The following is a 12,794-nucleotide window of genomic DNA, read 5'->3' on the forward strand; positions in this document are numbered from 1 at the left end:
GCCGCCGCATCCACACCCGCGTGGCAAGGCCGGTTCAATGAACCGACCGGGCACCGGTGAATGGATCATATTCAAAGAGAATGGTGACGTCGGCGTCTTCAATCTCGTCGGCGGGCAGAACGCCGTATTTTTCATCGGACCGGAAGAGGATGACCGGGATCATCAGGGTGCGGGCGAGGTTCCAGGCGTGCTTTTGTGCGAGAGAAAGATTGTGCGACATCTGAGGGCTCCATCTTGGGAGCGGGCCAATTCCCGCTCGATGGCTCCGTCAGTGTCCGTCTCCGGACGCGATCACCGTGAAGGCGCAGCCGAACGGCCGCAGCTTGCTAGCGGACCCCTCGTGGGTTGATCGTGGAAGTCCCGGAGATGGACCAGGAATGCCATCGCAAAAGAGCAGGGATTGGTACGTCTCACTGCGCGCCCCATCCATGCCGTGTCGACTTCGGCATCAGGGAGCTGTCATCCGCCGATGCCTTCACCCGGTCCCGGTCGATGTCGCAACAACGACAAATACGGCGGCCTGCCGACAGGAGGTGGCCGGTGTGTCTCAGTGCGAGTTTATGAGGCCATCACCATCATTGTGCTGGTCGGCTTTGCCCGCTACCACGGAGCCCGGCGTAAAAAGCCATACCTGATGCCCATCAACGTCACGAGTTCCAGCATCAAAGACCCCACTGACGACAACCTCAGCGAACGCCGTCATTTCAGCGTGGCGTCGCAGACGGCGTGAAAAATACTCGGCCGCCCCCATCGAGCAGCATCAGCTCGTCTCCATTGATCTTCATCTGCCTCATATTGAAGAAGGGGTTCGTGATTCTTGGCATGAATCGACCTCCTGCCTTTGCTCTTCGTTCAATAGAGAAAATGCGGGACCGCAGGATGCAACGTGACGACATGAAATGGGCGAGGCCGAAGCCTCGCCCTTGGGCGACCTATCCGAAGGCTGCCATCTGCGTTTCGGCCGCCTTGCGGTCGAGGGTCTGTCCGGGGTTGTCAACCTGCCGCACAAAGGGCTTCCAGGCTTCGCCGACCACCTGCTCATAGGAGGCAACGACACCTTCGGCCGCCATCCGCAAAGCATGGGCCTGCAAGCCCATATCGGCTGCGAATTCGCGCTTACGCTGCGCCTGACTGTCGAAACCGACGGGCCCATCGCGATCTTCGTCGCGGGCATTGTTGGCGGACTTGGCGGTGGCGTCACGCGCTTCGGTGACGGCACGCGAATAGAATTGACCGGCGCCATGGGCGGAGCCGACAAAGGCGCCGACGATCCGCTGCAGGTGGATCTGCATGGCGCGCTCGCCAAGACCGTCATCAAGCGCATCCGCACTCTGGACGATCATTTGCTGGTGCAGTTCGCGGATGCCGTCGCTGTCGAGAAGCGGCTGGCCGAAGTTTTCGGAGATAAGGCTGGCCTGGTTTGCATCCGGGCAGACGAGCCTGACCATTTCGAGGGTGGTGCCCTTGCGGAATTGAACGACCCGGCCGGATTGAGGGGATGGACGAGTAGATTTGGTCATATCTAAATCCTTTCCTTGCTTTTACCGAAGGTTCGGACCGACCCGTGCCGGCCCTGCCTTCGGATGCGGTCAGGAAAGCCGGTGTCCGGCGGTCGCTTCAGGGTCCGGGGACGCCAGATCGAGCGGGATGGGTTTGCGGCCAGGCAGGGCTTTTAGTCGTGATCCTGGACGCGGGCCCGGCCTGTCGAGAGCGGCGGCTCCGGCCGCCCCGCGGCGCAAAGCGGCCTTGAAGGGACCGACAACCGGCTTAAACCGCAGCAATCCCGAAGGAGGACCAACACGGAACCGTCTCTGATCCGAAAGCCCGATGGAAAGGCTGATATGACCATGCAGCACCATCCCGGTTCCGAACGTGTTCAGCTCACCACCACCGACAGTAAGAAATATCGTAGCGCTGACACGCAAACACCATCAACCTGTCCGGGCATACCTCGAACCCGCTCGTCGATATGCGTGCGTCCTTTCCTCAAGCGGCAAGATCCAGCGCTGCTAATGCGCGGGCGTCGAATATCGCGATCGCAAGCTCCTGCCGGACAATCTTGCGGGACAAGGCGTCGAGTTCGCTCCGACACTCAAAGGTCAGGGCATCGACATCCTCCCGGAACTGCCGTTCGTCGTAAAGTATCCAGCAAGACCCACGATGCCCAAACGAAGATCCCTTGAGCCGTGCGGTGACAGTTATACGCTCGGCACGCCGTTCGATCTGCTACTCGATCAGGGCTAGGCGCTGCCGGTTCTGCTGGCAAGCTATGACCATGCGCATGAGCAGTGCTGTTCGATCAAACGCGCTCATGGCGGCAGGCCCCGGGGAACATGGGATAGCCTCAAAAATGCGACCCTGCCAAGAAAAAGGCCTCGCCGGGACGATAGACAGAGGGCCCTTTGCGAGGCCCATTCACGTAAAAATCCGGCGCGCCACCCGAAACTTTTTGCAATCAATTTCCAGGGCATCGCGATCACCGTCTCCAGCCAACAAAACTCGACGGCCTGTCGTAAGGCAGGTGTCTTGTCTCATCGATAACAAAGCCGACACGGCCAATAGTGTATTCGTCCGAGGGCACGAAAAAGCGCCTGGCATCAATGATCGCACTGCGCTCGCCGCCCAATGAGGCGACAATTTCGACAAAACCTTCCGCATGATCGGAGGTGATCGCCGACTGCACAATCCAGTCGCCGGCGTGCTTTTGGAAAAACGCCTTCTGGTCTTTCGTTCTGGATTCGTCCGGCTGCAAAACTCTGTCGGCATGAGGCGATAGAGGGACTGGTGTTGCGCACGGAGTTCGTCCGCAAGCGCTGTGATTCCGCACCGGCATCAGACACCCAGAAATTCCGTAGGAATTTTGACCTGCAACGCTTCGATGGCGCGGTCCTGGCGTGCCAGCTTGCGGGAGAGAGCGTCGATCTCGGATTGGCGCTCAGATGTGATCGCGGCAAGGTTGAGCGATACCGTTCGAGGAATGCAGCTGGATCAGGAGCCTTGCCGCGCCGGTAGCTTGCCTGTTTTCGGCCGAGTTGCGGGATCAGCGCGGTCATGCGCCGCGCGATCTGCCGGTCGATCATGTCGAGCTGACGTTGCCTTTGGCGACGAGCCTCCGTCATACGGGCAAGCTGCGCACGGCGATCGATCGAGGACATCACGCACCCCTCGCGCGCCAGCTGGCGAAACTCGACGGACCATTGTAGGCGGCATGCCGGTCGGGATCGAGGACGAAACCGAAGCGCCCGACATGATACTCGTCGGACGGAAGAAGAAAACGTTGCACCTCGGCACCCGGCCCACGCCTGCCGCCGAGCGTGGCAATGACCTCGGTAAAACCGGGTTGGTGATCGGAACGGATTGCCGACACCACGATCCAGTCCCCGGCATGCCGTTCGAAAAATGCGCGTTTGCCCTTCTTGCGGGATTCTCCTGGCTGGAGCACCGTTCCGGTGATCACCTCCCAGGCATCGGGATAGCTGTCCTTGATGGATTTCTCCGCACATCGACTCTCGAAACTTGTGAACAGATGCGGAAAGGTGAAAGCGACGATCGCCCAGGCCTCGTCCTCCTCATAATAGCCGTTGGCGGCTCGCAACAGGGGATGGATCGACCCATTGCGCTCCGGCGACAGATAAAAACCGCCGTGGCCGGCTGTCGAGTGGAATACGACACCGTCTGCATAGACGGTGGCCCCCTGCGATGATCCCCACGGCGTGTGCGCCGTCGATTTTTCTTCGCGGCGGCCAAGCGCCATCTGCTCGCGTTGGTGCTCGGCCTGCTCCAAAACCTTCGATCTGAAAGCCGCCTCATTGGCAAGCTCACCGGAATGGCCGTAGAAATCCGATCGGGTCCATTCTGGCATCGGCCGGCGAATACGCCAGCCGATAACAAGATAGTACCGGCCGTCACGGGCGGGAGCCATGGCGAACGCGTGTTCGCCGACAAGGGCGGCTTGCACGCCATCCGCACTGCGCCCAAAAGAAACCCCGGAATTATCCGGGGCTTCTTTTGCGCGGCGATCTTGAGAGGTGGTCATGCCGCCCTCCCTTCGATGGTATCGGCAGCCATGGCGTCGGCCGTCACCTCCTCGAGCACCGCGCCTGGATAGCCATGACAGGTGAGCCATTCTTCCGCCGCCTGCCGATTGGCAGCGAGGTGGACAAGTTCCGCGTCCTCGCCGGGCCGGTCGAGCACCAGTACAGAGCCGATGGCAGGCCGTTCCTTGACCGCGAACTTCAGCTCGCTGTTTACGGAAAAGCTCTGGTGGACCCGGAGTACAATCGTCCCCTGACTGCCATAGTCACCCTTGTGCAGGGTGATGGACGCCGGCAGCGTGGTGTTGCCTATATGGCGCTCGGCCTGCTTGCGGATCAGCCGGCCACCGCTGTTGCGATTTTCCCAGGCGGCGAGCTTTTTGCGATGCCGTTCCGGCGGACGTGGTGTTCCGTCGGAATACATAACGATCGAGCCGAGGGGTACGAGGTCATAGATCAGTTGAGCCGACATTTGTTTTCTCCGTGTTGCTGATGGTGGAAACGAAACCGCCGCCGGTGGTGTCACCGGCGGCGGGAATGCGATCGGAAGAAGAAGGGGTGGCGGCTACTCGGCAGCCTCGCGGAAGCCTTCGACATTGTCGTCGCCGGCGTTGTCATGCGGCTGTTCGACGATGGCATCGTCGTCGAGCTTGTCCTGGTCCGCCGGCGTGCCGTCGTCTTCAGGCTCGTCTTTGGCCTCGTTCTTCGTCAGCCAGGCGTGGAGCGTTTCCGGAGAAGGAGCAAACAGTGCCGACGGATGAACGAAGTGGCCTTCCTTGAAGTGGTCGACCAGGGCAGCGCGTGTGTCCTTGACCTTTTGTCGAGGTAGGACCGACGTTTCCGCGCACGACGCCTCGAGCGCTGGTCGAGACAGGCAGGACAGGAACTCGTCCGTACCCATGTTGGGCAAGAAGTTGTCCGCGCCGATGACATCGCCGGCGACGCGGGCAACCACACCGCTTGTCGAACGGTTCTCGCGGCACGACAGGACGTCGATTAGCATGGATCGGACCGCAATGCGCAGCGTGTCCATGTCGAACTCCAGCTTGCCGTCCTTGTCAATCAGGCGCGCGGCGTGTTCACCGAGGCCGGCCGCCCCGCAACAAGAGATATCGCGTGCGCCGGAAGCCACCGTCACGTTCTGGCCGGCAAAGGCGAGAACAAGCAGCGCCATCAGCCTATCGTCCTCGATCGGTACGCGCGCCAGCGCTTCGTGCAGAGCATCGGTGCGAAGATCGCCGATCATCTCGATGCCCTTGCGGGTAACGTCCGGGCGTGTGTTCAAAACGACCGGTGAATCGTTACCATCGGCGATTGCCTGCTCGCCCTTCTTGCCCTTGGCTTTCTTGGCCTCCGGCATGCGATAGGCAACCGACTGCACCTTGCCCTCGCGGTCGAGATACATCGCCGTGTGATCGGACTTACCGGCCTTGCCATAGACGCGCTCGGCTTTGGGCGGCAGTTTCACATCACCATAAGCACCGGCTTCGACGATGACGCCACGCTTGGGCAGGTTGTTCGCCATCCACTCCTGCTGCGCGCCGAGGAACGCCTCAACGTCGGTCGTATAGCGGCTGTCCTCGTCGGCCGGCGCGAACAGATCCTCGACCCAGGCGATGCCATAGGCCTGCGCCAGATCATCGCCGAAGCTTGCGTCTCGCGCATACATGCGGGTTTTCTGCAGGCCCTGTGCCACACTCCACCACGATACCTGCGGATCGGCCTTGCTGGGCTTGTGCTTCTTCCACACCTCCTTCTGCTCATCGAGCGCGGCCGAGGCGATCGTTCGCAACTGGCCCTCATTGGGCATATCGCCTTTCGCCATATGGTCCAGCATCGCCGGCAGGACATTGGCCAGAAGCCGGAGCTTGCGGATCTGGCGCACCGGCAGGGCCAATGCGACCGCAATCGCCTCTTCGGTCCAACCGAGTGCCACCAGGCGCTCGATCGCTCGCCACTGATCGACGGGATTGAGCTGCTCATGCGCCAGCGTCTCGGCCAGCGAACGCATGGCGCCACCATCCTCGGCACGCTCGATCACCAATACGGCGATCTCGTCCATATCTGCGGCGATCGCCTGCTTCACACGGCGATGGCCGGCATCGATGACATAGCCATTACCGCCATCCATTTCCGGCGCGACGACGGGCGGCTGCACGATACCGACGGCGCGGATCGTGGCCAACAGCAGCGCGTCGGCCTGCGGGCTGGACTTGGAGCGCCGCGCCCTGTCGGGGTTTTCCTTCAGCGCACGCGGATCGACAAACTTCAGTTCCATGGGAGTGCTCCTTAACGGGTTGCCGGACACAGCCAATCGCTGCGTCCTTCCTCGTCTTCTTCCCGAAGACATCCCCCGGCCCGCGGAGCGGGCGGACCGGTGCAACTGCGGCCGAGCATCCCTGCCGGGCCGATCAAGCGGGGCTCACAGCCCTGCGAAGAACGAACGGCCGGGATCGCGAGCGGCGCGGTTGAGCGCACGCGGCGCCGGTACGACCGATCGGCGAGCAAGATTTTCCTCTCCTCTTTTCACCATCTCCTTCATTCTCATTGAATGCCGCTCATTCTGACGTTATATTACGTCCATGAAAGCGTCACACGGATGACAGGAGACCGAAATGGGCTTGGTACAATACTCCGACAACGGCTTCTTCGCGCCACGAAAAATTGCCGACGCGTTTCAAACGACCAGCGAAGAGGTCGCTCGAACGGCAGGGCTCGGCAAGGACGCCGTTCAGCGCAAGGACCGCGTTCGGTCGGACAAGACCCAGCGTCGGCTGCGCGAGATGGTCGAGGTGATCAACAAGGTCGAGCCGCGTTTCGGCTCCACCTTGATGGCCTATGCTTGGTACCGATCCGAACCGTTGCCCGGGTTTTCGGGGCAGACAGCCATGCAACTTGTCCGCGGCGGCCGGACAGATGACGTACTGGACTATATAGACGCGGTCGACGCCGGCATACACGCCTGACGCGCAAGATGCTTTTTCGCGGCAAGCTCTATCGGGCACTGAACCCCATCTATGCACGCGAACCGCTATCGGGCCGAGGCGCTCAGCTTTACGGCGGACGGTTCAATCCGAAGGGCGTGCCCGCACTTTATGCATCATTGTCGGTGATGACAGCGTTGAGGAAGCCAACCAGGTTGGAAACCTTCAGCCAACGACGCTCGTCTCTTACGACGCGGAGACCGAAGATATACTCGATTGCCGGGGCGAGGCAGCCCTCCAAGCAGAGGGCATGGATGACGCTGAACTCGCCAACGGAACCTGGCGCGACCAGATGAAGGCAACCGGAGAAGCAAGAACGCAGGCGTTCGCTCGCAGGTTGATCTCCAGCGGCTATCGCGGCCTGCTGGTGAGGAGTTTCGCGCCGGGTGCAAGCGAGACTGATCTCAATCTCGTACTTTGGGCATGGAGTGATACGCCACCGTCGCGTCTCACCTTGATTGATGATGAGAACCGTCTGCAACAGACGTGACTGTCACCGCCGATCGACGGTGGCGACGACAATCATCAAGCTACCGATATCCTGTCTCTGGCCAGAGCAGTTGCTCTTTACTTTATAAAAGAGATGATCAGCTCAGGCCGCCGCGCGGTCGGGCTCGCCGCTGATCGCCATGTCGCGGCCCTTGGTTCAACCGGCTATGCCGCCACACATTCATCCTGGCTTTCTATGCCCGCTGCGAGATCAGCCTCAATTGCGATGAGTTGCCCGCGCTTCTCCGCGAGGTCACTGGCAAAATCAAATTCGCCGCCCTGACATGATCGATAGGAGGTCAGCCGCCGTAGCGCATCATCGAGGCGACGGCGATAGTTATCCTGTTCTCCCTCGAAACCGGACAGTACGTGCTCAAGCCGCGCGATTGCACCAATCGGGGTTGTGGTGACGGGAAGTTCGACCTCATGCTCGGCGCCGGTGCGCATCAGCAGGGTGGTGTAGTGGAAACCGTCCTTGCCAAAACGCTCGCCGGAGAATTTCAGTTCGAAACCGCCTATGGAGCCTATGACCTGTTCACCGTCCTGCTGGAGTTGCACCAGGGTCAAGATTTCTTTCATGAGGGCGCGTCCGGCGAGCTTGCGCTCGGTGAAAATGTCGTCGCCGATATCCATGCTGAACATATGGCCGGAGGTCGGCACACGGCGCTCGATATCCTGCCCCACCTCCCCTATGCGGCGTGTCGAAACCTCGATATCGCGCTCGGCATCGCGGATTTGTCGACGGATGGCATGCTGATCATCCATATGAGCGGCGCGCAGTCGTTCAAGCCGGGCAATGTCGGCTTCGAGCCCCGCCTTTTGCATGAGGCGCGGATCGCCAGAGGCGATCGCCTTGGCCATGGCGAACTGGCTGGCCTGCCCCTCGCCCATGTCTTCCAGGCGCCGGATACTTGTGTCCCCGGACAGAGCCGCCGCAATGAAGCGGGCCTTGCGCTCATTGTTTTGCCACATCTGGGCGTCCATCGAACCTTCCGTGGCATAGGCGAAGATGTCGACAACATCATGCTGATTGCCCTGTCGCAGGATGCGGCCCTCACGCTGTTCTATCTGTGAGGGCAACCATGGCACGTCCAAGTGATGCAGCGCCTTCAGGCGCAACTGCGCATTGACGCCAGTACCCATCGTGTCGGACGACCCTATCAGGAAGCGGACCTTGCCGGCGTGGACATTGCCAAACAGCCGCGACTTGGCTTGCGCCTTCTTGTAATCCTGCATGAAGGCGATTTCCGATACTGGCACGCCCATGCGGACCAGTTCGTCACGGATCCAGCGATAGGCAGAGAAGCCACGGGTTTTCTCGACGTTGATCGTGCCGAGATCGGAGAAGATCATCTGGGCGGCGCCTGGAAGTTCGAACGGCTTGCTGTCCGAGCGAACATAGGCGTTTGCTGCCGTCTCCTGCCAGATACGATAGGCGTTCGAGATTAAATCGTTGAGCTTGTTGTCGGGCTCGTTGCCGTTGTCGCAATCGACCAGGCGCAAATCGATGGCCGCATGCCGACCATCGGTGATGACGGAAAGCAGAATGTCGTCACCAGGCTCCGGCGGCCGATCACGTTCCTCGATCGCCTTGATGCGGGCGTCGAGAACCATCTGGTAGCGCTTGAACGCCGGAGAGGGTTTTGCCGTAATGATCTGGCGCGTGCCCGTCGAGAGCGACGGCACTTTCACATAGGCGCGCAGATCCTCGGGCGTCACCACATCCGCAAACGAGCGGAACATGGCGATCAGCTCCGGCACGTTGACGAAGGTGGCAAAGCGCGTCACCGGCTTGTATTTGCCGGACGGCTGCAATTCGAGTTCCGTCGTGACGTCGCCAAAGTCGAGGCCCAGGCGTCGAACTCGTGCAGGCCACGCTCGAGAAGCGCTTCGTAACCGAGATAGCGCTGCACCGAGAACATCTCGCCGAGCGTGTTGGTGATCGGTGTGCCGGAAGCAAGCACAAGCGCTCTGCCCGGATTCTTCGTTTCCACAAACCGGGATTTTACATAGAGATCCCAGGCGCGCTGCGAGCCGTTCGGATCGACACCCTTCAGCGTCGACATATTGGTCGCAAAGGACAGCTTCCTGAATTCCTGCGCCTCGTCGACGATGATCTGGTCGACGCCGATCTCGGAAATGGTGAGCAGGTCGTCCTTGCAGGTGGAAAGCGCCTCCAGCCGTTCCTGAAGACCTTCCTTCAGCCGTTCGAGCCGCTTGCGCGAGACGCGATCGTCGCTCTCCACCCTGGTCAGCAGCGTCTCATAGAGTTCCAACTCGTCGTGGATCATCTGTTGCTCGAAGGCGGAAGGAACAGAAATGAAACGGAACGCGGAATGCGTGATGATGATCGCGTCCCAGGTGGCGGTTGCCGCACGCGACAGGAAGCGGTGGCGTTTTTCCTTCACGAAATTGGTCTCGTCGGCCACGAGAATGCGGGCGGTCGGATAAAGCGCCAGGAATTCTCGGGCGGCCTGCGCCAGGCAATGACCAGGTACGACCAGCATTGCCTTGGCGATCAGCCCGAGCCGGCGCTGTTCCATGATGGCGGCGGCAAAAGTCATCGTCTTGCCGGCACCGACGGCATGAGCGAGATAGGTCGAGCCGGCCGAGATGATGCGCCAGATGCCGCGCTTCTGGTGGCCATAAAGAGAAAAGGCGCCCGAGGCGCCTGGAAGTTGCAGATGGTCGCCGCTGAATTTTCGCGGGGCAATGTTGTTGAAGCGGTCGTTATAAACCCGCGCTAGCCGGTCGGTGCGATCGGGTTCTGACCAGATCCAGGTCTGGAACGCCGTCTTGATCTTTTGGAGCTTTTCCTTGGCCGCCTCGGTGTCGACGACATTAAGAACGCGCTTTTCAGCATAGCCCTCTTTTACCGTGTCGAAAATCTGCGGCACGCGGCTGTTGAGCGCGTCGGCAATCAATTCGCCGGCATGGCGGCGCTCGGTGCCCCATTCCGACGTACCCGCCGCCATCCACCCCAGTTGCCGCGCCTCCACGGTCCAGGAGGCGAGCTCCGGCATATGGTGGATTTTGATCTCGACGCCCATATTCTCCTGCACGAAGGTCACAACATCCGTGGCCGGGATCCATGGCGCGCCGAGGCGGGCGGTAATATCCGATGGGCGAAGATCGGCGGGTTGCACCTCGATCAATGCCCGAACATTGCGCTCGAAGGCTGGATCGAGCGCAGCAGCGGCCTCGGCCGCCTTGAGCTTGTCGCGCACCGAACCCGAGAGATATGCATCAGCGGTTTGCCAAGATCCGGTCTCGGGGTCGTGAAAAACAGCGTCTCCGAGTTCGCCCAAAACAGCATCAATGTCGGTGTGCAACAATTCGGCGATATGATCGATGTCGACATGACCGCGCTCGTTGAGAACGACGGCGAGCGCATCGGCGGCCGACGCAATGATGGGCGCCGCAGGTGGTGCAATCACCCGCTCGGTGAAGATAGGTCCGGGCTTTGCGGTATTAGTCTCCAAGTCATAATCCTCGATCGACGCGACCAACCAGCAATCGGGATCATCGAGGAAGGATTGGAGATTGAGACGACGATGGGTTTCGCGCGTCTCGCCGGTCTCGGCATCTTCACTCAGCGATACCGTGGTAAAATTGATCGGGCCGAACTCGCGAACAAAGCTCGACCAGGCGATGCGCAGCTTCACCTGCGCCGGTTTCCACGGCTGATCGAGTTCCTGGGCCTTCAGAACCTCGCGCACGGCATCGCGGATCGGGATCATTTTGCGGATGATGCGGGCGTGCTTTTCCGGCACGCCGTCGCTCGATCGGCCCTTGCGCACGGTGACGGTCACCGGAACGCCATCCACCATCTGCATAAGCGCGGTGTTGTTCGCGATGAAGAAGCTGCCCTCGCGGACATGCCGACCGGACGGCAGTTCGGCGACGCTCCGTTCGTCCGTGTCTTCCAACTCGAAATTGATCGGCCTGGGTTCGCCGTCATAAAGAGCCTCCGGAAGAAGGGAGATGGCGGACGACAATGCAGTCTCGAGATTTTCATTCTCACGCGGCACGCAGGTATAGGTCTCACCGAAGGGGCCAGAGGTCAGTGCGTGGTAGCCCAGCACAAAATCCGGATGCTGCGCGAACCAGCGATTGACGCGAATAGCACCCTCATCCTCCGTCGCGGAGCGGACCTCCTCAAGGTCGAGCCAGGAAACATCGCCTTCCGGCTCACCCGCCTTGCGCTTGCGGAAGTACAAAATGTCGACGACGACGTCGGTGCCGGCATCAGCCCGAAAACTGCCTACCGGCAGGCGGATCGCGGCGATCAGGTCGGCCGTCTTGGCGATATGCTCGCGCGCGGTGCTGTCGGCCTTGTCAAAAGTGCCGGAGCTGGTGACGAACGCGGCAAACCCGCCGGGCTTCAACATGTCAATCGACCGGGCGATGAAGTAGTCGTGGAGGCGCAATCCGAGCGATCGGTAGGCCCGGTCGGAGCGCACTGTCCGATCCGAAAATGGCGGGTTGCCAATCGCCAGATCGAAATACGCCGGTAGATCGGTTCGGGCAAAATCGCCCTGTATGATGCGCGCGCGAGGCTGCAACAGGTGTGCAATTCGAGCCGTGACGGGGTCGAGTTCGATGCCAGTGACGTGCGATGCACCGCGCAAGGGCTCCGGCATCAGTGCCGGAAACAACCCTGTGCCGATGCCTGGTTCCAGAACCCGGCCACCGCGCCAGCCGAGCCGGATCAATCCCGCCCATATCGCACGGACAATGAACTCCGGCGTGAAGTGGGCGTATTGCGTGCACCGCGCCAGCGAGGCGTAATCCTGCCCGGACACTGCATCCTGCAGTTCGGTTCCAATCTCGTCCCAGCCTTCGCGGAATTCGAGCTCGCCCGGACGGCGGAACACGCCATTGGCGAGGTCAGATGCCCCGAAGCCGATGAACTTGATCAGTTTAGCCTGTTCGTCAGCCGTAGCTGAGCGATCCTCGGCCTCGATGTCGGCGGCGAGACGAATGGCCTTGAGATTGTCGCGGGCGCGCTCCTTCCAGCCCTTTGCCAAGCCACGGTACCCGGTGAGCGAAAAATCCTTACCCTGCGTCCGGGGCACCGCCGCTTCTGAGCGAACCACGGGCGGTGCCGGACTTGTCGGAGAAGACGCTACAGGATCAGGGTCATCGTCAGGGTCGTTCGCGCAGGAGAAGTCACCGGAAAAGGCGGTGACGCCCAAGCCGAGGCCGGACGAAAGCGCGGTATTGCCAAAGAAGTCAAGCGTGAAGGGGTCGTCATGGGACATGAAATAATCTCCTGAGATTGAAG

At 60.8% G+C, this 12,794-nt stretch carries 9 protein-coding genes and 3 pseudogenes; 3 read left to right on the forward strand and 9 right to left on the reverse strand.

The genetic code is table 11. The features are described from left to right. Positions 1-34 precede the first annotated feature (34 nt). The gene (locus tag AC0L7S_RS19565; RefSeq protein WP_473474406.1) at positions 35-220 is read right to left on the reverse strand and encodes a hypothetical protein; all 186 of its coding nucleotides are present in this window, start codon (positions 218-220) and stop codon (positions 35-37) included. 249 nt (positions 221-469) lie between these two features. Here AC0L7S_RS19565 and AC0L7S_RS19570 point away from each other — a divergent pair, with 249 nt between their 5' ends. Then, complete coding sequence (locus AC0L7S_RS19570) at positions 470-730, forward strand: hypothetical protein (protein ID WP_473474407.1); 261 nt, start codon at positions 470-472, stop codon at positions 728-730. A gap of 202 nt (positions 731-932) precedes the next feature. On the opposite strand, the gene AC0L7S_RS19575 is transcribed toward AC0L7S_RS19570, so the two are convergent. The 7 genes and pseudogenes from AC0L7S_RS19575 to AC0L7S_RS19605 form a co-directional block, all read right to left on the reverse strand. Beyond that, positions 933-1,520 carry a hypothetical protein gene (locus tag AC0L7S_RS19575; protein WP_473474408.1) on the reverse strand — a complete coding sequence of 196 codons (588 nt, stop codon included), beginning with the start codon at positions 1,518-1,520 and terminating at the stop codon, positions 933-935. Positions 1,521-1,589: 69 nt separating this feature from the next. Next, positions 1,590-1,925 (reverse strand): hypothetical protein, encoded by a 336-nt coding sequence (locus AC0L7S_RS19580; protein WP_473474409.1) that lies wholly within the window; start codon positions 1,923-1,925, stop codon positions 1,590-1,592. A gap of 551 nt (positions 1,926-2,476) precedes the next feature. Continuing rightward, positions 2,477-2,752 carry a hypothetical protein gene (locus tag AC0L7S_RS19585; protein WP_473474410.1) on the reverse strand — a complete coding sequence of 92 codons (276 nt, stop codon included), beginning with the start codon at positions 2,750-2,752 and terminating at the stop codon, positions 2,477-2,479. Between the two features lie 80 nt (positions 2,753-2,832). Then, positions 2,833-3,155: pseudogene (locus AC0L7S_RS19590) on the reverse strand (hypothetical protein). Continuing rightward, positions 3,155-4,036 (reverse strand): DUF7007 domain-containing protein, encoded by an 882-nt coding sequence (locus AC0L7S_RS19595; RefSeq protein ID WP_473474411.1) that lies wholly within the window; start codon positions 4,034-4,036, stop codon positions 3,155-3,157. The pseudogene AC0L7S_RS19590 and the gene AC0L7S_RS19595 overlap by 1 nt, the downstream one beginning before the upstream one ends. Further along, complete coding sequence (locus tag AC0L7S_RS19600; protein ID WP_473474412.1) at positions 4,033-4,506, reverse strand: hypothetical protein; 474 nt, start codon at positions 4,504-4,506, stop codon at positions 4,033-4,035. Before AC0L7S_RS19600 ends, AC0L7S_RS19595 begins: the two co-directional genes overlap by 4 nt. Before the next feature lie 93 nt (positions 4,507-4,599). Next, entirely contained in the window at positions 4,600-6,312 is a 1,713-nt protein-coding gene (locus AC0L7S_RS19605; RefSeq protein WP_473474413.1) for a ParB N-terminal domain-containing protein, read from the reverse strand. Between the two features lie 337 nt (positions 6,313-6,649). On the opposite strand from AC0L7S_RS19605, the gene AC0L7S_RS19610 reads away from it, so the two are divergent. After that, positions 6,650-7,000, forward strand: a complete 351-nt coding sequence (locus tag AC0L7S_RS19610) for an MbcA/ParS/Xre antitoxin family protein (protein ID WP_473474414.1) — start codon at positions 6,650-6,652, stop codon at positions 6,998-7,000. Positions 7,001-7,008: 8 nt separating this feature from the next. Continuing rightward, a pseudogene (locus tag AC0L7S_RS19615) lies at positions 7,009-7,508 on the forward strand (RES family NAD+ phosphorylase). A gap of 164 nt (positions 7,509-7,672) precedes the next feature. Here the strand turns inward: AC0L7S_RS19615 and AC0L7S_RS19620 are convergent. Then, positions 7,673-12,771 (reverse strand): annotated as a pseudogene (locus AC0L7S_RS19620) (N-6 DNA methylase). Between the last annotated feature and the right edge of the window lie 23 nt (positions 12,772-12,794).

The sequence above is a fragment of the Mesorhizobium sp. G2-6-1 genome (genome assembly GCF_055809095.1).